Consider the following 19,298-nt stretch of genomic DNA (forward strand, 5'->3'; position numbering starts at 1 on the left):
TGACGCGCGCTTCTCGATTCCTGACCGGTCCGGCCACCCCGTTGGGCCGTCGGAGGACGGTGGGGTCAGCCGATCCGCTCGATGACCGCTGCCGTCGCCGTCGCGGTGTTGCTCGCGCCGGCCGAAGACCATTTCGCGGTGACGGCGACGACCATGTCCGTTGTGGTGTCGTTCGTGATGGCGCCGTCGGACAGGGACGTCACGACGGAGGTGGTGCCGTATTGCTGCATGAGCGTCAGTCCGCCGGCCCAGGTGCCGGAGACGCCGTTGCCGACGCAGTGCAGGACGGCCTCGATCATCCATCCCTTCCCGGACACCCCGGATCGGGCCGTCACGGTCGCCGGTGCGGCGACCACCGTGCCGCCGATCTTCAGGCCGAAGCCGAGCGTCGGCGTCGCCGTGGTGCTCGCCGTGCCGTACACCCGGACCCGGTAGGCGGAGCCGGGCTGAGGATCGTTGCCGGGGATGGTGACGGTGGCGATGGCGGTCTCGGTGGTCGTGTCGGCGACGGTGGCGAGCGTCCCGTTGGACACGATGGCGTGGACGAGGTTCGATCCCGGCAGGACGGTTCCGCCGTTGGCGGTCACGACCGGGGCCGCCGTCGAGGTGAGGAGCGCCGCGGCGACGGTCCAGCCGTTGCCGGAAAGGTCGTTGCCGGTGATCACGCACCCGGTCGCGGCCGAGGTGAGCGAGACCCCGTTGACGGTCGTGCCGGAGCCCTTCATCACCTTGTTGCCGGTGATGTGGCAGCCGGACTGCGATAACCGGATTCCGGCGACGGCGGCCGCGCGGATCCTGTTTCCGGCGACGAGGGCCCCGGCCCCGGCGCGGCCGTCGGTGCCGCCGCCGATGACGATGCCGTGGTTGGAGCCGGTGGTGTCGACCACGTTGTCCGTGACGGAAGCGGCCGTGCACCCGGCGACGTTGACCGCGTTCGAGAAGGTGTTCGTGAGCGTGTTGCCGGTCAGGTTCACGCCGTCCGAGTACTGCGGGAAGATGCCCGTCGACCGCACACCGTCCACGGTGTTGCCGGACACGACCGCGCCCGGCGTGCACTGCGGCTGGATGCCGTTCGCGGTGGTGGCGGCCGCGCCCCTGATCGTGTTGTTGTTGATCACCACGTCGGTGATCGGGGCCGTGTCGTACCCGAGGACCCGGATCCCGGATCCGGTCCGCGTGCCCTCGATGATGTTGTCGGTGATGGTGATGCCGTACGAGGTGTAGACGGTGCCGGCGGCCGGGTCCGGGACCGACACGTGGACACCGGACGCCGCGGTGTCGCGGACGGTGTTGCCGCGGATCTTCGCGCGGCGCCAGTTCCAGCCGCGGATTCCGCTCTCCAGCGCTCCCTCGATCACGCAGTTCTCGATGACGATGTCGTCGAAATACCTGGCAGCGACCTGGGCGTGCGAGCCGATCGCGCGGCCGAAGGTGCCCAGACGTGCGCTCGGGCCGAACCAGCAGCCGGAGACACGGATGTCGACCGCCGGTGTTCCGTCGAACGCGCCGATGCTGCTGCTGCCCGACTTGGCGATGTCGATCTGGACGGCCTCGGACGACCGACGTGAGCCGTCGCCGCTGTTGTCGATGAAGCCCTCGAAGCGGCAGGCCTCCACCACAGCGCCCTTGACCGCGTTGAATTCCAGCGCGTGAGCGCTCGACGAGTCGAGGAGGCGGCAGTCCCGCACGGTGATGTCCGCGCAGTGGATGAAGCACATGGTGTTCGTCGTGGCGGTGACGATACCTGTGCCCAGGCTCGCGGAGTAGGCGTTGCAGTCCCAGGTGCCGCCCAGGATCTTGATGTGGGAGTGCCCGCCATATCCGTCGAAGACATCGGTGCCGTAGAAGTTGCGCAGGACGCCGGTGGTCGCGTGGGTGGAGCGGATGGACGCCCCGTAGGCCCAGACCGTGGTGTTCGCCCGGACCACCATGAACGTGCTGACGTTGTACGTACGGCCGCCCGGGAACAACACGCTGCCGCCGCCGACGTTGTACGCGGCGTCCAGCGTGGCCTGGATGGGTGTGGTGTCGTCGGCGATGCCGTCGCCCTTCGCCCCGAACGCCGTCACATCGAACAGGCTCTGCCCGGAGGAACCGAACCGGGCCGCGGCGAGCGGGCCGGGGGTGGTTGTCGTGTCGAATGTGCCCTGGACGTGTTCGAGAGCCCTTGTCGCGGCCTCACGCGCGGCCTGGTGCCGGCGCACCGGCCGCCCCGCCGCGTCGAGGTACTCGTACTCGATCGCCGCGATGCCGTCGATCTTGAAGGTGCGGACCGCCCCCGGTGCGGGGTGGCTCGCCGGGTTGGAGCGCAGAGCGCCGATCGGGGTGGTGCCATCGGCCTCGTACAGGGCCGTGATCAACTCTCCGGTGCCGGCGACACGGACGGTGACGGGGCAGTCGGGCAACACTCCTCCGGTCGCGGTGGTGAGGACATCGGACGGGGTGCCGCCGTAGGTGTAGATCGCCATCGGAGCAACGCCTCTCGGTCGGGCCAGTAACTGCCGCTGATGTCTGCCCACATACAGCCGAACCCGCCACTGTCCCGGGAGTCGTCCGAGGCGCCGAGCCGGACGCTGTACCGGGCGCCGTGCTGCGAGAAGCAGAGCATCGCAGCCGGTGTGGACTCGTCGGGGCTCCGGACCTGGTATCGGTCGGCGCCCCTCAGTGGTGGGCCGGTCAGGCTGAAGAATGCCGAACCGGAGGCCACCTGGCTAGGCCCTGTCCGCACATGACGTTGTCCGCCCGAGGCCACCAACTCCCGCCCGAGGCCTACAGGTTGGGCCAGATGGCCATGGCCTTCGACATGGTCGCCGGATTGACGGATTGGTGCCGGTCCTCGCTGGGCAGTGAGCTGAAGTCATGTCATGTGCACGACTATCTCTCTCCTCTAAGGAGGCCGACCATGCACGTCCGTAAGTTGACCAGCGGGTTCGCTGCCGCCGTGGCCCTGACCTTTTCCCTGGTGGGTGGCCAGGCCGTGGCCGCTCCGTCCGCGGACGCCGACAGAGCCCTGGCCGCGCGTGTCGTCACCTACGACGCCAGCGGTTCCGCGGAATTCAGGTCGGCGGTCGACCGGGGAGCGGCCATATGGAACGAGAGTGTCGACGCCGTCGAACTGCGGCCGGTCACGGCCGGGCAACGCGCGAACATACGGGTCCTGGCGGACAACGGCTGGCCTCGCGCCATCACCACCTCGCTCGGCAACGGAACCGTCTACATCGGACGGCAGGCGGTGAACGAGGGCCACAACACGATCCGCATCTCGTCTCACGAACTGGGCCACATCCTGGGCCTGCCGGACCGCAAGCCCGGCCCCTGTTCGAGCCTGATGTCCGGTTCCACAGCGGGGACCACCTGCACGAACCCGTACCCGAACACCGCTGAGAAGGCGGAGGTCGAGGGCAACTTCGGCGGTGCGTTCTCGCGGACGGCCGGAACGGTGCCGCTCAACGTCATGATCGTGGACTGACACCCGGCACGGGACCCCGGACGGGAGTGACCGTACGCCCCGGAGCGCGGATCGCGTTCCGGGGCGTTCACAGTACGGCGGGGCCCTGAGCGGCATGCGCGGGCCCCGCCGGGCTCGGCGGGGCCCGCAAGAAGAGGGGCGGGCTCAGTCGTCGTCGCTCATCGAGTCCTTCACGCCCTTGGCGCGGTCGCGGGCATCCTCCATGGCGTCCTTCGCCTTGCCCTTGGCCTGGTCGGTCCTGCCCTCGGCTTCCTTGCGCCGGTCACCGGTGGCCTTCCCGGTCATCTCCTTGGCTTTGCCTTTGGCTTTGTCCATCGCGCTGTCGTTCATGGCGTCTCCTCTGGGGCGGGGATGCAGACAAAACCAAGTTAATGCGGATGAACCGAACCCGCCCCTCGCCGGCTTCCCGCACGGCAAACGCGCCCTCGGGCGCCGGCGGCCCGGAATTCCCGTGGCTGCCCGTGGCCGCCCGTTGCTGCCCGTGGCTCCCGCGGCCCTGTGAGCGGGCCGAGGGTGTGGTTCCGACCCTGGTCGCAGGCGGTCCTTGCCCCGGTGCGGCAAGGGAGACGCACGTCACACCCGGTCGTGTCACATCTCCCCGAGGCGCTCCGTCAGTGAGCTGTCATCACCAAACACGGCAAGGAGTCCCTCATGGATGCCCGCTTGAATCTCTTCGGCAACCCGATCGCGGCCAAGGCCCTCAAGCACATCGTCGCGGCGGGCAAGGTGCTCTCGGACGCGGCGCTGCCGGCCACGACGCAGGAGCTGGTGAAGCTCCGCGCCAGTCAGATCAACGGCTGCGGCTTCTGCACCGACATGCACACCAAGGACGCCGCGCACGCCGGGGAGACCTCGGTGCGCCTCAACCTGGTCGCGGCCTGGCGTGAGGCCACGGTGTTCACCGATGCCGAACGCGCCGCCCTGGAGCTGACCGAGCAGGGTACCCGCATCGCCGACGCGGCCGGTGGAGTCACGGACGAGGTCTGGGCGAACGCCGCCAAGCACTACGACGAGGACCAGCTCGCCGCCCTGGTGCTGGCGATCGCCCTCATCAACACGTTCAACCGCATGAACGTCATCGTCCAGCAGCCCGCCGGTGACTACCAGCCCGGCCAGTTCGGATAACGAGGAGCGGTGGACCGGGACAGCCGGTTCCGTCCCGGTCCAACGGCTCTTCACGTGGTCCAGGCCGTCGCCCGGTGGACGTGAGGGCGCCGACCGGTCCTCAGGGATCCAGGGGCGTTCGCCCCGCCTGCCGGGCGCCACCGGCCATTGTCAGTGCCTCCTGGCAGGATCACCGGCATGACACCGTTGCTTCTCACCGACATCGAACAAGCCGTCCGCAGCAGTTGGAGTGCCGAGACATGCACGCCTGAGTTCCGGTCGCGCTGGAAGAACGACAACCCGGCCCGGGACCAGTGCGGGGTGACCGCCCTGGTCCTCAATGATCTGCTGGGAGGCGAGCTGATCCGGGGAGAGGTCCACGTCAACGCGGAGCGTGTGGACTACCACTGGTGGAACCGCCTCGGCATGGGCATCGAGATCGACCTCACCCGCGAGCAGTTCGGGCCGGAGGAGATCGTCACCGGAGGCATCGTCATTCCCCGCCCGCCGGTGACCGAGTTGCGCAGACTCCGCGAGGAGTACGAGCTTCTCCGTGACCGCGTCCTGGAGAAGCTCAACCGGCAGTCGACGCCGGCCGCCGCAGCCGCGGCCGGTCAATCGGCCTGAACCTGTCCGGCTGGAACCTGTCCGGCTGGTGCGGGGGGCGCGCGGCGTGGCTCGGCGGGGGCTAGGAGCCGGTGCCGGTGTCGGTTTCGGCACGGCGCACCGGCACTGCCGCGCCGCGCCGATCGCGTCAAAGACGGCCTGCGGATCGAGGTGGTCACGCCAGTGCGTGATCTTGCGGTCCCTGAGGGTGATCACGGAGACGAAGTGGTTGTGGTAGGGCCGTCCCGTGGCGACCGCCCGGCCGTGTACGACGTGTTCAAGGACGACGACCGAGGTCTCGCGGTCATGGTGGACCGCCGGGCCGTCGGCGCTCTCGGCGGTCATCGTGTCCCCGTAGCCGCGATACGGCTCGATTCCATACCGCGACTGACCGACGCGGAGGGCGTCCGGCCACGTCAGGGGATCTTGAGGGCGAGTGTGGCCATGTCGTCGTCGCGGGGGCCGCCGGTCCAGTGGTGGATGGCGTCGGCAAGTTCATCGAGCAGGGCGGCCGGGGTGATGTCCCGGGTACGAGGGAGGCGGAGCTCCGTTTCCGGGGCGTAGAAGGCGCCGTCCGGGGCTCGGGCTTCTGTGACGCCGTCGGTGACGAACAGCAGGATGTCACGAGGTGCGAGAGGGAAGAGGTCGGGGCCGGAGCGCTGTCTGGTGAGGGCCCCTATTCCGAGGGGGACGTCGGGTGTGGTGGCGGTCAGGGCGGTGACGCTGCCGGTGCGGATGAGGTAGGGCTCGGGGTGTCCTCGGTTGATCACCAGCAGCGTTTGCCCCTGGTGGTCGATCTGGGCGATCAGCGCCGTGGCGAATTCCTCGTGGCGTTCCTCGTCCTGGTGCTCCGCGCTCTCTCGTTCGAGGGACTGTTCCAGCCGGATGGCGAGCTCGCCGATGTCGGGCACATAGTGGGCCGCTTCGCGGAAGGCGCCGATGAGCGTGGAGGTGGTGGACACGGCCCCGGTTCCCTTGCCGCGTACGTCCCCGATCAGGATGCGTACGCCATAGGGGGTGTCCTGGATCGCGAAGGCGTCGCCCCCGATCCTCGCTTCGGCATCGGCGGCCTCGTAGTGGGCGGCCACCTGTAGCGGGCCGATGTGTGTGGGCGGGTTCGGCAGTACCGCGCGCTGCATGGTCTCGGCCATGGAGCGAACGCTGGCCAGACGCTTGTTGTGGCGATAGAACATGCGGTTCATGTCGAGGCCGATGAGTGTGGCGAGCACGACGTTGGTGATCGCCGACCAGCCCATGGGGCTCAGCAGTACCTCGGTGCGCCACTCCAGCAGCACGGTGATGCCGAGCGCGAACACCCCGGCCCACGCGGCGCCACGGAAGCTCATCATCGCGCCGGCCAGTACGCACGCGGCTGAGATCAGCGGGACGCCCGTGTAGTCGGCCGGGGTGGTGACATCGACGACGACCGCGATGACCATGATGGTGTGCGGGGCCCATCGCGCGTACGACCATCGAGCGGTGAGGCGGTCCATCCCTCATTCCCCCGAGCGGCTCAACGACGGGTGCCCTTGCGCTCCCAGCCTTAACCGGACGGGAAGACGGCCAAACCATCGCTCCGGCAAACGGCCACCCGCGCCCAGTGCGAACAGGCACCACCCCCCATGTCGTGGGTACCCGGTACATACGTCACCCTGGTCCGCTCCGATCGAGGCGCCGGATGCCTCGATCGGAGCGAACCGGCCCGGTTCAGGCGGCCATCCCGTTAGCGGGTGAGTGTGTCAACGGGCTTGAACTTCGCTTCGCCGCCCTCAAGGTTCTTGTCGAGGAACTCGTGACGCGCGCGCCGGTGCGTCTGGTCGATCCACCCGGCCACGCCGGGGATGTTCCGGCGCAGAGTCTCGCGTGTCACGTTCGGGATCACCCTGGCCAGCGGAGCCAGGCGCCACAGTCCGGGATCGGGCAGGCCCGTACCGCTGTAGCTTTCCTCGCCCAGATAGAAACGCGCGTGACCGAGCTGCGCCTTGTAGCGGAGTCTGCCGTAGACCTGACGCAGCCCCCGAGCGTCCTCCGGGGGGAGGTAGGTGTCCATGAACGACCGGCACAGTTCCTGGGAATCCCGGTCGATCTTCGGTTCCTCCGCGAGCCCCATCAGCAACTGGGCCTTGAACGCGTCCGTCACGGTCTCCGGGTACCAGGGCGGCTCGACGCCCATGAGATGTCCGACATAGCGCCAGTGGTGCATCATCGCCTCGATGTCACCGTCGGTGGGCCGGTATCCGAGAAGTTTGAGCTGCATCCCGGGGGCGAACGAACTGAGCAGCAGCGTCCCCGTCTGCGCGAACTGGCTGATGGGCATGCCCAGCCTGGCCCGGTCCCACTCGGGATGCGGCAGCAGGGTGTGGCGGATCATCGAGTGCAGAGTGCGCACGAACACCGCGGAGCGGCGTCCGACACCGCCGGGGCGCAGGGCCCCGGGCTCGGTGGTGTCCGTCCAGAGACGGGAGGTTTCCAGGAACCGGCCGAACGCCGACCCGCCCGTGTAGGCGCCGGTCAGCGCGAGCGGCTTGGCGACGCTTTCCAGCGCGTAGGCGTTGAACGTGGACATACCGAAGTACGGATACAGCTCCTTGCCGTACCGCCGGAAGACCTCCGCGCCGTGTTCGACCTTCGCCCAGTCCACCCACTCCGGGTCGGTGTTGATCTGTTCGAACAGCGCCACCAGTTCCGGGGAGGGGTCCTTGACGCTCCCGACGCCGCCGAGGAGGGCCTGCTCGACATCCTTTCTGGCGCGGGACTTGCCCTTGGGCGAGGCGAAGGCGGCGTCGATGTAGGTGTCACCGAGCCGGTCCCCGGTGTTCATGGCGCGGCCGAACGCCGTCACCATTTCCGCGGAGATGTCGAGGTGGCTCTTGGCGTACTTCTCCAGCTTCCACTTGAGCGACCGCCCCGCGGGGGTGTCGATCGTACGGAAGTACGCGAAGGCCTCCGGGATGGGAACTTCAGCTGACTGTGTCATGGTTGTCACCACTTTCTCTGAGTTGGGCCTTACGTCGCCGGTCAGTTCATCCGCCGGTTCACCGGCGGTGTGACGTGCGCCGGGTGTGCGGAGCGGCGAGCGTGTTGGTGAGCGTGCCGATCGTGTCGAGCGTCACCGATACGACGTCACCCGCGGCGAGGAACCGTCCTTCCGCGACGCCGGTTCCTCCTGGGGTGCCGGTGAGGATGATGTCGCCGGCTTCCAGGGTCAGGAACGAACTGACGTAGGCGATGAGCCGGGGGACCGGGAAGACGAGTTCGGCGGTCGAGGAGCGCTGGCGGACGACACCGTTGACCTCGGTGGTGATGTCCAGCGCGTCGTGCAGGCGTAGTTCGTCGGTGGTGAGCAGGGCGGGACCGAGGGGCTTGAAGCCGTCGAATCCCTTGCCGACCGCCGGGCTGGCCATCGGCAGCGCCGGGTTCTCGCCTGCCTGGATGTCGCGTGCCGAGAGGTCGTTGGCGACGGTCCCGCCCGCGACGAAGTCCCACGCCGCCGCCTCGGGAATGTCGCGGCCGGTACGGCCGATCACGATGCCGAGTTCGCCCTCGTAGTCGACGCGGCCGGGTGCGGACGCCGGCAAGTGGACGAGAGAGCCGGAGGCGGTGACGGCGGAGCCGGGGATCAGATGGAAGCGTGGGAGGGCGGGCAGCGGGCTGCCCGTCTCGGCCGCGTGGTCACGGTAGTTGAGGCCGATGACGACGATCTTGCCCGGACGTCTGACCGGCGGAGCGAACGTGGCCTGCTCCCAGCCGATCTCCTCGCGGGTCCGCAGGCCGGCGAGTTCGGCCAGGCGCCCTTCGACGATGAAGTCCTCCAGCGTTCCGCCGGAGTGGTCGAGGAGCCGCGGCCCGTCGGGCCCGATCCGTGCGATACCTTCGCCGGTCTGTGCGAGCAGCATGGTGTTCTCCGTTCGGGCAGGGGCTTCGTATCCCCTGCCGCCGCCTGTCAGTTCTCTGCCGTGGCGCCCGCACCGCCCGTACCGGCCGCACCTCCCGCACTGCCCGTTCCGCCGGTGGCGCTCGTGCTGCCCGTCACGCGGTCCACCAGTGCGTCGGGGTCGGCGGGGCAGTGGTCACCGCGCCACGCGACGATGCCGTCGGGGCGTACCAGCGCGATGGCGCGGCCGTACAGCGCGCGGGCGCCGCGGGCACCGGCCCACTCCTCGTCGAGGGGGATCCGGCGGTTGCGGAATGCCTGGGCCAGGGGTCCGCTGTCGGTGGCGGGCGCGAGGTTCAGCAGGGTGAATCGCCCGCGGAAGAGGTCGAGTACGGAGCGCCCGTCGGCCAGCGCGATGTGCGGGGCGCGGTGCCCGGGGCGTGCCGTGGGTACGTACTCCTCCGGATCGGCGGCGGGTTCGGGCGTCCCGTCCGGGACGATCAGGGGTGAGTCCGGGTAGTGCACGCCGAGCTGGACGCCGAGGGAGCGCCACTCGGTGCGGCGGGTGGCGGTGATCCGGTCGCCCGCCGCGACGCGGGCTTCTTCGTTCGCCGGGTCGTCCAGTGCCGGGTCGGGCAGGATCGCTTTGTCCGCGCGGTAGTTGTGCCAGGCGCGGCGGACCAGGCGCTCGGCGTGCGGGCGGCGTTCCGCGGTGTAGGTGTCGAGCAGAGTGTCGGGGGCCCAGCCTCGCAGGACGGCCTCCAGTTTCCAGCCGAGGTTGGCCACGTCGCCGAGGCCGGTGTTCATTCCGTGCCCGCCGGAGGGCCACATCCGGTGCGCGGCGTCGCCCGCCAGCAGGACCCGGCCGGACCTGAAGGACTCGGCCACCACCGCGTCACCACTCCACTCCCGGGTGTCGAGTACCTCGACCTCCCCGGCAGCGTGGTCCAGCGCCTCGGCGACAGCCGCATGGACCTCGACGGAGGTGGGCGACTCGCCGTCCTCGAGCGGGTAGGTGACGCGCCACAGATCACCGCCGTCGAGTGAACCGAGGATCATACGACGGGGGTTGACCAGGTAGTACTGCACGGCGGGCGCGTGCGGGATCCGTTCACGCAGCCCCGGCAGGCGGACGAACGCCCCCTGCCAGCGTGCCCGTACATCGGCGGAGTCGCGCAGCGCGCCGATGCCCAGCGCCCTGCGGATCGGGGAGCCCGCGCCGTCACACGCCACCAGACGACGTGCCCGTACCGTCCTGCCGCCGTGCTCCGCGGAGGAGAGCCGCACGTTCACCCCGTCCTTACCGTCCTCGAAGCCCTGGCAGGTCCACCCGTAACGCAGGGACACCGTGGGCTCGGCCGCGGCGCGCTCCCGCAGGACGGGGTCGAACCAGAACTTCGGCCACCACACTCCCCCCTCCGGGCTCGGCCCATCCGTGGTGTCACGCCGGTCCGCGTTGGACGGACGGGGAAACCGGGCCAGTTCGTACGTCGTCATACGCGAGACGAACGAGATGTCGCGCCGCGCGTCGGCGGGAAAGCCACTGCGCAGCACCTCGCCGGCAACTCCCCAGCGGCGCAGCAGCTCCATGGACGCGGTATCGACGGACTCCGCCGTCGGATAGCGGACCACCCCGTCCCCACGCTCCACCAGGAGGACGGAGAGGCGGCGGGTGCCCAGTTCAACCGCGGCGGCGACACCCACGGGGCCGCCGCCCACGATCACCACGTCGTACGCGCCGCCGTCGCCGATGTCACCGGTGGGGCCCGGCGCCGAGGCGAGGTTCATCGCGCCCAGATCAATTCGCTCAGGTCCTCGCCGGCCCTCAGGCCCGCCGCCAGACGCTCCGGGTCGAGCGGGAAACCGCCCGGGTTCCCCTTGAACGCGTCCGTCGCCATGAACGACCGCATCTCGTCCCGCGAGGAGAAGTTCAACGACGACAGTTCCACCTTGTTGCCGTCCGGATCCCGGTAGTAAAAGCTCGTACCGGGCCCGTGATTGGACACCTCGACAGGGAGGTATCCGTTCTCCCTGAGGGTGCCGTACAGAGCGACCAGCGCGTCGAGCGTCGGTGTCCGCAACTGAAAATGATGCAGTCCACGCGAGGACGGACCGATACCGATGTCCTCACACTCGAACACCGCGATCCGCTGGGTGTAGGGCGGCTCGAAGAGGAAATCGAAGAAGCAGATACGCGACGGCTCATCCGGATCGTCCGAGGGCGGCGGCGTCATCTCCACGCTCCGCGGCTGATCCAGCAGCAGGGAGTAGAAATCACAGAGGCGGTCGTAGTCGGTCGTCCGCAGAACGACCTCGGACAGACGAATCCCTGACATGACTTGTGTCCTTGTTCGGTGAGGGAGAGTTTCTCGGGGCCGGAGCTCAGTGGAGCAGGACGGCCTTGACGACCGCCCCGGAACGCGCGTCGTCCACGGCCTTGTTGATGTCGTCCAGCGGATAGGTACGGATCATGGCTTCCAGCGGGAAGCGGCCCCTGCCGTGGAGATCCAGAATCCGCGGTACGAGCACCGCCGGAGCCTGGTGACCGACGATGGAGCCGGTCACGGTCCGTCCTTCGAGGAGTGCGAAGGCGTTGGTGCGCACGTCCGCGCCGTCGGGGGCGACACCGAGAATCGCCGCGCTCCCCAGAGGGGCGAGTGCGGCCACGGCCTGCGTCATCACCTCGGGCACGCCCGTCGATTCCACACTGAAGTCGACGCCCCGGCCGCCGGTCAGCTCCCGTACCCGCGCGGCCCCGTTGCCTTCGGTGGCCCCGTCGCCTTCGGCGTCGGTACCGTCGGCGGCGTCGAACACATCGGTCGCCCCGAGGTGGGCGGCGAGGTCGAGCCGCGAGTGGTGTGTGTCGCTCACGATGATCCGTGAGGCGCCGACCACCACGGCGGCCATGACCGCGCTCAGTCCGACGGCTCCCGCGCCGAAAACGGCCACCGTGCTGCCCGGCGGGACCCGCAGTACGTTCCACACCGCTCCGGCGCCCGTGATGACGCCGCAGCCCAGCGGCGCGAGCACGTCGTCGGACAGGGACGAGTCGGGGACCTTGATGAGACTGCTGGGCCGGCACAGTCCGTGGCGGGCGAAGGACGACTGCCCGAAGAAGTGATCGTGCACCGGCTCGCCCGACGCGTCGCGCAGTCCGACGGAACCGTCGGCGCGCCGGGCGCCGAAGTTCAGCGGGAGGTGGTCCGGGCAGTAGGCGGGCAGTCCGCTCAGACAGTTGCGGCAGCTGCCGCAGAAGCTGAAGCTCGCCACCACACGGTCGCCCGGTGTGAACCCGGTGACGGCCGGGCCGACCGCCTCGACCACACCGGCGCCCTCATGCCCCGCGACGACCGGGAAGGGCGTCGGCATACGTCCGGCCGCCACCTCCAGATCCGTATGGCACAGCCCGGCCGCGGTGAAGCGCACCAGCACCTCGTCCGGTCGGGGATCTTCGACGGTCAGCTCTTCCAGCCGGAAGAGGTCGCCGCTCTGCCGGCACACCGCTGCCTTCGCGCGGTCCATGGCAAGCCTTTCGATCGTTCGCGGGTTCGCGGGTTCGAGGGTTCGGGGGTTCGACAGCGGGATCGGTCAGCGGAGCGTGACCGGTTCGAGGCCGGGGAAGTGCGGACCGACCAGGGGTGTACGGGTGGTACGCAGCCGCTCCAGCCACTCCGTCCTGGCGGCCGCCGCCTGCTGGGTGTCCCAGTCGAAGCCGCAGCGCCAGTGCGGATGGTCCAGAGCCGCCGGGTGGTGGAAGAGATCGCCGACCAGGGCGAGGCTCTGCCCCCGCGACTCGATCAGCGCGACGGACGTGCCCGGCGTGTGGCCCGGTGCGTGGACCAGCCGCAGCCAGTCGAAGGGCGCCACGGAATCCCCGTCCCAGAGCAGGGCCGTGTCACGGAGCGGACCGACTTTGCGGCGCACGGCGTCATCCGCGTCGCCGTCCACGTAGTGCTTCCAGTCCGCGGTGTGGATGTGGTGTCCGGCCCGGGGAAACGTGGGCACGCCCGAGGTGGAGGCCCAGCCCACGTGGTCGATGTGCAGATGGCTGAGCACCACGTCGGTATCGGAGCCGGGGGCGCAGCCCAGCTCGTCCAGCCGCACCGGAAGGAGTTCGCGGACGGGCGGCGGCTCACCGTCCGGCAGCAGCCGCGGGGCGAGCCCGCCGCCCAGGTCGAACACGACACGGTTTCCGCGCTGGTCGGTGGCCAGGAAGCCACCGAAGGGGACCTGGAGCATCCCGTGCTCGTCGAGGATGCCGGGCAGGCCCTGCCAGACGGAAGCGGGCACATCGGGGTAGAGCAGGCTCGGGGGCATCGGCACGATGCCGTCGGAGAGGGGATGAACTGTCACATCGCCGATGCGCATGGAAGCCCTCCAAAGGATGGCCCGCCCGTCCCGCGTGGACAGGGGGCGACGTGAGGTGTGCAGGGTGGCGAGTGCCTGCCGGAGAGGGGCGGCCTCCAGGGAGGCGGGCCCGTTGTGGTGTCGACCGTAGACTTTAAAGAGTCGGCTGTCAATTTAATGAGCGTTCGCGGAATCGCCGCGCGATCCCGACCGCGAAGTTGAAACGGTCAACACTGGATACATAGGCACGTGCACTGAGGGCAATCACCTTGAGACATTAATTGACTGCCAACACTTTAATGCCTAATGTGGATGCCGTAACGACCGCACCCGACGTCCCTGGCATGTCACGCCGGAGCGCCGTCGGAACCTCGTCGGCGTGCGATGCCGGACAGAGCGTGGTCAGCATGTCCCTGTACCAGGAAGCAGAGGTGCTCGCCGTGTCCGCTCAACGCATCGATGTCCACACTCACGGCATCTCGGACGAAGCCGTCGCGGTCCTCATGGCCCGGGGCCACCGGCTGACCGGTGGCTATCGCATGTCGGTGCGCTGGTCGCCGGAGGCCGCACTCGCCTATATGGACCGGCAGGAGATCGCCGCCCAACTCCTGTCCATGCCGATGGCGTTCGCGGGGTCGGACGACGACCCGGAGTTCGGAACCCGTCTGTCGCGGATCATCAACGAGGGGCACGCCGAGCTGATCGCCCGGCACCCCGGCCGCTTCGGAGCCTTCGCCACCCTGCCGGCGGACGGGCCCGACGTGGCACTGTCGGAACTCGCGTACGCCCTGGACGAGCTACGGCTCGACGGAGTGGTGCTGACCTCGAACGTACTGGGCCGCTACTTCGGCGACCCGTCCCTCGAACCGGTGCTGGCGGAGCTGGCACGGCGGGGCGTGCCGGTCTTCGTGCACCCGGCCGACTGTCCGCACATCGATGTCCTCGGCTTCGGCCGCCCGAGTTCGGTCGTCGAGTTCCCCTTCGACACCGCGCGTACGATCACCAACGCCCTCTACACCGGCGTCTTCCAGCGCCATCCGGGACTGCGCCTGATCCTCGCGCACTGCGGCGGAGCGCTCCCCGCACTCGGCTGGCGGATCGGTGAACACACCGTCATGGGACGCGGACCGGACGACGCGGACATCGACCCGGACCACGTCGCCGAGGTACTGCGCGGGCTCTACTACGACACGGCCCTCGCCGGAAGCCGCAATTCGCTGCTGCCGACCCTTGAGGTGACCGCCGCGGACCACATCCTCTTCGGCACCGACTGGCCCGCCGCCCCGGAACCCACGGTCGTACGCAACATCGACAACCTGACGGGCTTCGATGGCTTCAGCCGGGACGAGTTGCGCGGCGTGGAGCGTGACAACGCGCTCACGCTCTTCCCCCGCTTCGGGCGAGGACCTCGCCGGTGATCCGCCCGGCAGCCACCTGTTCGCGAGGCGCGGGGATGAACGTTCCGGTGGCGTGCGGTGGTGTCTGTGGTGAGGGTGTCATACAGGAGGTCCGGCCGGCCGACGGGAATCGAGGGGCTCATGGACGACGTGCGCGGCGGTGTCCGGCTCCCGCGTGATGCTCCTGCCGCGCACCACGCGTCCCCGCTGGCCCTCGTCTATCGGGGGCGTACGCGGGAGGACATGGACTGTGCCGATACGGTGGTCGGTCTGCTCTCACGAGGCCCCTGGAGCCTGGACGTCCGTACCACCGGGCCGCGGGGGGAATTGCCTCTGTCGTCCGGCACGCTGGCGCGGGCCCGGTTGTACGCGCAGCCGGGCGGCGGCTCCCTGACCCCCGCCTACCAGGAGATGAGGCAGCACACCGGGGCGATCCGTGACTTCGTCGGAAACGGTGGCGGCTACCTGGGCTTCTGTCTCGGTGGCTACCTCGCCGGCCGGGACGAGGGGTTCGGTCTCCTGCCCGGCGAGGTCGACCAGTACATCGTCTCGCCGGGCGCCACGGTCAGGACCGAGGACGACACCCTGGTCGAGATCGAGTGGCGGGGCGGTCGGCGCCTGGTCTTCTTCCAGGACGGACCGTATTTCTCGCTCCGTCCCGGTCCGGGTACGACCGTGCTCGCCAGGTACCCGAACAATCTGGCCGCCGCCCTCGTCACCTCGTACGGCGCGGGCAGGGTCGCCGTCGTGGGACCCCACCCGGAGGCCACCGAGGACTGGTTCGAGGACGCCCCGCTTCCCTTCCAGGACACACACGATCTGGCAGTGGACTTCGTCGGCAGCGCGCTGGACGGCTGAGCGCGGCCACGACCGGAACGACTCCCGCTGAGCGGCCTTCCGAACCGCTGCCCCGGGGGCCGCCCCGTCAGCCCGGTGTGATCTCCACCGACAGGTCGTTGTCGACCGTGTAGTAAGGGCGCGCTGTCAGGCCGTCGACTGCCGTGTCCGGGTACACGAAGACCTTCTTGCGGTCCGCGACGTCGTCCAGGAGCCGCGCCATCCGGATCGGGGGTGCACCGGCGGACGGGCGTACGAACACGTCCCACACCGCCGGGCCCGCGCCGCCCTGTGTGCTCAGCAGGTCGCGGTAGCCGACGGTGAAGGAGAAGGCGTGATCGCTCTCGGCGGTCAGCTCCACCTCCCGAGTGGGGCCGCCCCTCCCCCGGCGCCGCAGCAGTGCCGCCGCCCCGGTGTCCAGTCCGGCGCCGAAGAGCCGGCCCCGTACCGTGGCCGCGCCGTCGCCGACACGGATACGGTCCGCTTCCGCGTGTGTGGGGCGCAGCCAGGCGCGTACGGCGAAATAGCCGTCCAGGGTGGCGTACGGGATCCGGACCGCCACGGGTGAGCGCGTGCTGTCGGGAGCGCGGCCCGTCACCAGGGCCCGCAGGTCGCGGACGCCGGGGAGGAGCCGTCGGCGCGGTTCGTCGGACGAGGGGAGTACGTAGGCATCCCATCGGCCTTCCTCGAAGGCGGGCTCCGGGTCGATGGTCGCCTGCCAGCGGTCCTGGCCGGGGGCCGGTTCCAGCGCGAACACGCGCCTGACCTGTTCGGGTTGTCCCTTCGGCGGACGCAGACGCAGCAGCAGCCGGGGCCGGGAGTCCGGGGCTTCCGGGCCGGCCGGGGAGGTGAGCCGTACGACGATCCGGTTCTCCCCGTCCACCGTGCAGTCGGCACGAGGGCGCGGCCTCTCGGCGCCGGGCCCTTCCTCGCGCGGGCTTCCGTCGCCGTGGCTTCCGCCGTCGCCGTGGCTTCCGCCGTCACGGTGGCCGCCGTCGCGGTCCGGGCTCATCGCTTTGCCTTCCGTACGGACTTGAGGATGGTGCTGGCCGCCGAGAAGGCGGCGTCGCGGGCCGCGTAGCCGCCGGTCACCAGCGCGCGGTCGATACCGGTGGTGCGCGCGGCGGGAGCGCGGCCGGCCGCCCTCGCCGACGCCAGCGCGTCGAACAGTTCCTCGGCCTGTGCCACGATCGGCCCGGGGGCGTACCGCTCGGAGTTCTTCAGCGCCGTGCGCCCCATCCGACGGCGTGCCTCGTCGTCGCGTACGAGGTCGAGCAGGGCGGCCGAGAGCGCTTCACGGTCGCCGACGGGCACCAGCCTGCCGTCCGCGCCGTCCTTGATGATCTCGGCCGGACCGTGCGGACAGTCGGTGCTGACGACGGGCAGACCGCAGCGCATCGCCTCGACGATCGTCATGCCGAAGGGCTCGAAGTTCGACGTCGCGGCGGCGATCGAGCCCTTGGTCCACTCGGCCTCCATCGGCGTCGCGGCGCCCATCAGGAAAACGTTGTCGTACAGGCCCAGTTCCTCGATGAGCCGTCTGAGCCGGTCATGTTCCTCGCCCTTGCCGTAGACGCGTAACTGCCAGTCGGGCCGCTCGGCCACCACGGCCGCGAACGCCTCGATGAGCAGGTCGTACCGTTTCACCCGGACCAGCCGCCCCGCGGCCACCACCACGGGGGCCGTGCCGTCCGAGGGCGGGAGCGAGGGGTCGGGGACGCTGTTGGGCAGCGCTTCCACACGGACGCCCGGCAGCCACATCTTCTTGCGGTACGCGGCGGCGTCGGCGTGGGTGACCGTGGTCAGGGCGTCCAGCCGCGGATAGACGCGGCGCAGTACGCGGCGCAGTCTCGGCGGATGGTTGTCCAGGGTGAGATGTTCCTGCCCCACCCGGACGGTCCGGGCCGGAGCCTGGAGGGCGATGTGCACATTCAGGCCCGGCCGCGTGCCCACCACGACGTCCGCGTCCGTCGTCCGCAGGAACTCCCCGATCCGCTGGTCGGTGAGCTCGCTGTACTGCCCGTAGCGGTACTCGTACGCGGGGAACACCTTCGCCGGGTTCAGATACAGCGGATGTCCGCTCTCCTGTCGCATGTCCACGAGCGGGCGCAGCCGTATGCGCGGATCCGGGGTCAGGTTCGGGCTCTCCCGGTGCCGGAACACGGAGACGATTTCCACTTCGTGCCGCTCGGCCAGCGCGCCGGCCAGGTTGTACGTCGTGGTAATCGTCCCTCCTATCCCATAGGCGTTGTGTATGAGGAAAGAAATCTTCATGCGGGTATGGATCGCGATGTTCACCGTGGCGTTGCCTGCGTTATGCGATCTTGAGGCAACCGCGTCGAATCCGTGTCCGATGACCCGTTCACGTTCGATGACCCGTTCGCGCACGTACGCGCGCCCGGCCGACGCCCGGGATCTCCGGTGACTCAGTCGCTCAGCGCGACCGGCCGGTCCGAGGAGAAGTGGGTCAAGTCCTCCGGCACGCCGTGGTGTTCGTTTCCCTCGTCGTCGTGGTAGTGCCACTCGAACGGGACACCTCGCGCGGTCATCACGTCCGGGCCGTCCATCAGCTGGAAGTGCAGATGCGGCTCGGACGAGTTGCCGGAGTTCCCGCACTCCGCGAGTTCCTGTCCCGCCGTGACGCGGTCGCCCACGCCCACCCGCAGGGAGCCGCGCCGCAGATGCGCGTAGACCGCGTACACACCGTCGCCGATGTCCAGCACGAGGTAGTTCCCCAGCAGATGGCACGGCCATCCCATGATCCGCACAAAGGCCTCCAGGTAGAGGAAGGCCATGCCGGGCAGCGACGTCCGGCTCAGGTGGTCGCGCTGGCGGCTCGCCTCCGCGACGACCACTCCGTCGGCCGGGGCGAGGAGGGGCCTGCCGAAGGACGGGTAGGAACGCGGACGGCGGACGAGGGGCCACCACCAGTTGGGGGGCGGCGCGGGCGCGGTGTCCGCGTCGCCCGGCGGCGGGTTGTGGATCAGGTCGATGGCAAAGGTCTGGGCATGGCTGTGCGTATGGCTCGGGACTTTCGTGGCAGGCCCGTTGAGCGCCGTCCACCGGCCGGTGGCGGGCAACCGGACCGGCACGGGCCGCCGGTCCCCGGGCGGGCGTTGGGCCCGTACCAGGGCCCAGCGCAGGAACAGCCCCACCGCGAGCAGCGCGACGCCCGTGTACCACAGCGGTCCGATGCCTTGGACGTTCACCGCGATGCACAGGATTCCGGCACCGAACAGCAGGCCATGGCGTTTCCACAGTGTCACCGGCAGGCACACCCCTCGCACATTTCCAGAAGCGGGGGTGCTTCCGGCAGACGGACGATCCGTCAGTCACGGGCCGATGTCGGCTCCACCCTCAGCAGTACCATCCGATGTCCCGTTATGGCCATCGGGTTCAGGCCGGGGTGTCCGATGTCTCCCGCAGGGTGCGCGGACGCATGTCGGTCCAGTTCTCGTCGACGAAGTCGATGGCGGTCCGACGGTCCACCTCGCTCAGCGCCGCCGTCCAGCCCGCCGGGACCGGACTGAAGGAAGGCCACAGGGAATGCTGGCCCTCGTCGTTGACCAGGACATGGAAGACACCGTCCGTGTCGTCGAAGGGGTTCGTGCTCACAACAGATCATTCCTCTCACGGGAGCGGGGCAAAGGCCGGGGAACAGGGC

Annotated in this window: 18 protein-coding genes; 5 read left to right on the forward strand and 13 right to left on the reverse strand. The window is 69.6% G+C overall.

Annotated features, from left to right (window positions below; genetic code table 11):
• Window positions 1–65 precede the first annotated feature (65 nt).
• Complete coding sequence (locus tag ACIOGX_RS26795; protein WP_401916928.1) at window positions 66–2,468, reverse strand: right-handed parallel beta-helix repeat-containing protein; 2,403 nt, start codon at window positions 2,466–2,468, stop codon at window positions 66–68.
• A gap of 434 nt (window positions 2,469–2,902) precedes the next feature.
• On the opposite strand from ACIOGX_RS26795, the gene ACIOGX_RS26800 reads away from it, so the two are divergent.
• Window positions 2,903–3,469 carry a snapalysin family zinc-dependent metalloprotease gene (locus ACIOGX_RS26800; protein ID WP_356513580.1) on the forward strand — a complete coding sequence of 189 codons (567 nt, stop codon included), beginning with the start codon at window positions 2,903–2,905 and terminating at the stop codon, window positions 3,467–3,469.
• Between the two features lie 144 nt (window positions 3,470–3,613).
• On the opposite strand, the gene ACIOGX_RS26805 is transcribed toward ACIOGX_RS26800, so the two are convergent.
• Entirely contained in the window at window positions 3,614–3,799 is a 186-nt protein-coding gene (locus tag ACIOGX_RS26805) for a CsbD family protein (protein ID WP_356513578.1), read from the reverse strand.
• Window positions 3,800–4,120: 321 nt separating this feature from the next.
• Here ACIOGX_RS26805 and ACIOGX_RS26810 point away from each other — a divergent pair, with 321 nt between their 5' ends.
• Complete coding sequence (locus tag ACIOGX_RS26810) at window positions 4,121–4,594, forward strand: carboxymuconolactone decarboxylase family protein (protein WP_129766518.1); 474 nt, start codon at window positions 4,121–4,123, stop codon at window positions 4,592–4,594.
• A 177-nt stretch (window positions 4,595–4,771) separates the two neighbouring features.
• The gene (locus tag ACIOGX_RS26815) at window positions 4,772–5,200 is read left to right on the forward strand and encodes a hypothetical protein (protein ID WP_387013112.1); all 429 of its coding nucleotides are present in this window, start codon (window positions 4,772–4,774) and stop codon (window positions 5,198–5,200) included.
• A 395-nt stretch (window positions 5,201–5,595) separates the two neighbouring features.
• Here the strand turns inward: ACIOGX_RS26815 and ACIOGX_RS26820 are convergent, their stop codons facing one another.
• The 7 genes from ACIOGX_RS26820 to ACIOGX_RS26850 form a co-directional block, all read right to left on the reverse strand.
• A complete protein-coding gene (locus tag ACIOGX_RS26820; protein ID WP_401916933.1) occupies window positions 5,596–6,672 on the reverse strand; it encodes a PP2C family protein-serine/threonine phosphatase in 1,077 nt (358 codons plus the stop codon).
• A gap of 230 nt (window positions 6,673–6,902) precedes the next feature.
• Window positions 6,903–8,156, reverse strand: a complete 1,254-nt coding sequence (locus ACIOGX_RS26825) for an oxygenase MpaB family protein (RefSeq protein ID WP_401916936.1) — start codon at window positions 8,154–8,156, stop codon at window positions 6,903–6,905.
• A gap of 58 nt (window positions 8,157–8,214) precedes the next feature.
• The gene (locus ACIOGX_RS26830) at window positions 8,215–9,075 is read right to left on the reverse strand and encodes a fumarylacetoacetate hydrolase family protein (protein WP_401916939.1); all 861 of its coding nucleotides are present in this window, start codon (window positions 9,073–9,075) and stop codon (window positions 8,215–8,217) included.
• A 47-nt stretch (window positions 9,076–9,122) separates the two neighbouring features.
• A complete protein-coding gene (locus ACIOGX_RS26835; RefSeq protein ID WP_401916942.1) occupies window positions 9,123–10,841 on the reverse strand; it encodes an FAD-dependent monooxygenase in 1,719 nt (572 codons plus the stop codon).
• Window positions 10,838–11,389 carry a VOC family protein gene (locus tag ACIOGX_RS26840; protein WP_401916945.1) on the reverse strand — a complete coding sequence of 184 codons (552 nt, stop codon included), beginning with the start codon at window positions 11,387–11,389 and terminating at the stop codon, window positions 10,838–10,840. Before ACIOGX_RS26840 ends, ACIOGX_RS26835 begins: the two co-directional genes overlap by 4 nt.
• Window positions 11,390–11,435: 46 nt before the next feature.
• Window positions 11,436–12,575 (reverse strand): NAD(P)-dependent alcohol dehydrogenase, encoded by a 1,140-nt coding sequence (locus ACIOGX_RS26845; RefSeq protein ID WP_401916948.1) that lies wholly within the window; start codon window positions 12,573–12,575, stop codon window positions 11,436–11,438.
• A gap of 66 nt (window positions 12,576–12,641) precedes the next feature.
• Window positions 12,642–13,421, reverse strand: coding sequence for an MBL fold metallo-hydrolase (locus tag ACIOGX_RS26850; protein ID WP_401916951.1), 780 nt, complete (start codon window positions 13,419–13,421; stop codon window positions 12,642–12,644).
• 386 nt (window positions 13,422–13,807) lie between these two features.
• Here ACIOGX_RS26850 and ACIOGX_RS26855 point away from each other — a divergent pair, with 386 nt between their 5' ends.
• Entirely contained in the window at window positions 13,808–14,818 is a 1,011-nt protein-coding gene (locus tag ACIOGX_RS26855) for an amidohydrolase family protein (RefSeq protein WP_401916954.1), read from the forward strand.
• A 120-nt stretch (window positions 14,819–14,938) separates the two neighbouring features.
• Entirely contained in the window at window positions 14,939–15,655 is a 717-nt protein-coding gene (locus ACIOGX_RS26860) for a BPL-N domain-containing protein (protein WP_401916957.1), read from the forward strand.
• A 67-nt stretch (window positions 15,656–15,722) separates the two neighbouring features.
• On the opposite strand, the gene ACIOGX_RS26865 is transcribed toward ACIOGX_RS26860, so the two are convergent.
• The 4 genes from ACIOGX_RS26865 to ACIOGX_RS26880 form a co-directional block, all read right to left on the reverse strand.
• Window positions 15,723–16,646 (reverse strand): hypothetical protein, encoded by a 924-nt coding sequence (locus ACIOGX_RS26865; protein ID WP_401916959.1) that lies wholly within the window; start codon window positions 16,644–16,646, stop codon window positions 15,723–15,725.
• Entirely contained in the window at window positions 16,643–17,908 is a 1,266-nt protein-coding gene (locus tag ACIOGX_RS26870; protein WP_356513554.1) for a glycosyltransferase family 4 protein, read from the reverse strand. The genes ACIOGX_RS26865 and ACIOGX_RS26870 overlap by 4 nt, the downstream gene beginning before the upstream one ends.
• A gap of 152 nt (window positions 17,909–18,060) precedes the next feature.
• On the reverse strand, window positions 18,061–18,900 hold the full coding sequence (locus tag ACIOGX_RS26875; RefSeq protein ID WP_401768300.1) for a M23 family metallopeptidase: 840 nt from the start codon (window positions 18,898–18,900) through the stop codon (window positions 18,061–18,063).
• A gap of 130 nt (window positions 18,901–19,030) precedes the next feature.
• Window positions 19,031–19,249, reverse strand: coding sequence for an MbtH family protein (locus tag ACIOGX_RS26880; protein WP_383964409.1), 219 nt, complete (start codon window positions 19,247–19,249; stop codon window positions 19,031–19,033).
• Window positions 19,250–19,298 lie beyond the last annotated feature (49 nt).

This window comes from Streptomyces sp. NPDC088147, assembly GCF_044741565.1.
Classification (GTDB): domain Bacteria; phylum Actinomycetota; class Actinomycetes; order Streptomycetales; family Streptomycetaceae; genus Streptomyces.

Excerpts from the sequence above, each read along its gene's own strand:
- ACIOGX_RS26815 (WP_387013112.1), top strand. The coding sequence starts at position 4,772 with ATGACACCGTTGCTTCTCACCGACATCGAACAAGCCGTCCGCAGCAGT.
- ACIOGX_RS26835 (WP_401916942.1), bottom strand. The coding sequence starts at position 10,841 with ATGAACCTCGCCTCGGCGCCGGGCCCCACCGGTGACATCGGCGACGGC.
- ACIOGX_RS26820 (WP_401916933.1), bottom strand. The coding sequence starts at position 6,672 with ATGGACCGCCTCACCGCTCGATGGTCGTACGCGCGATGGGCCCCGCAC.
- ACIOGX_RS26825 (WP_401916936.1), bottom strand. The coding sequence starts at position 8,156 with ATGACACAGTCAGCTGAAGTTCCCATCCCGGAGGCCTTCGCGTACTTC.
- ACIOGX_RS26810 (WP_129766518.1), top strand. The coding sequence starts at position 4,121 with ATGGATGCCCGCTTGAATCTCTTCGGCAACCCGATCGCGGCCAAGGCC.
- ACIOGX_RS26870 (WP_356513554.1), bottom strand. The coding sequence starts at position 17,908 with ATGAAGATTTCTTTCCTCATACACAACGCCTATGGGATAGGAGGGACG.
- ACIOGX_RS26795 (WP_401916928.1), bottom strand. The coding sequence starts at position 2,468 with ATGGCGATCTACACCTACGGCGGCACCCCGTCCGATGTCCTCACCACC.
- ACIOGX_RS26840 (WP_401916945.1), bottom strand. The coding sequence starts at position 11,389 with ATGTCAGGGATTCGTCTGTCCGAGGTCGTTCTGCGGACGACCGACTAC.
- ACIOGX_RS26800 (WP_356513580.1), top strand. The coding sequence starts at position 2,903 with ATGCACGTCCGTAAGTTGACCAGCGGGTTCGCTGCCGCCGTGGCCCTG.
- ACIOGX_RS26830 (WP_401916939.1), bottom strand. The coding sequence starts at position 9,075 with ATGCTGCTCGCACAGACCGGCGAAGGTATCGCACGGATCGGGCCCGAC.
- ACIOGX_RS26805 (WP_356513578.1), bottom strand. The coding sequence starts at position 3,799 with ATGAACGACAGCGCGATGGACAAAGCCAAAGGCAAAGCCAAGGAGATG.
- ACIOGX_RS26865 (WP_401916959.1), bottom strand. The coding sequence starts at position 16,646 with ATGAGCCCGGACCGCGACGGCGGCCACCGTGACGGCGGAAGCCACGGC.
- ACIOGX_RS26855 (WP_401916954.1), top strand. The coding sequence starts at position 13,808 with ATGTCCCTGTACCAGGAAGCAGAGGTGCTCGCCGTGTCCGCTCAACGC.
- ACIOGX_RS26845 (WP_401916948.1), bottom strand. The coding sequence starts at position 12,575 with ATGGACCGCGCGAAGGCAGCGGTGTGCCGGCAGAGCGGCGACCTCTTC.
- ACIOGX_RS26860 (WP_401916957.1), top strand. The coding sequence starts at position 14,939 with ATGGACGACGTGCGCGGCGGTGTCCGGCTCCCGCGTGATGCTCCTGCC.
- ACIOGX_RS26850 (WP_401916951.1), bottom strand. The coding sequence starts at position 13,421 with ATGCGCATCGGCGATGTGACAGTTCATCCCCTCTCCGACGGCATCGTG.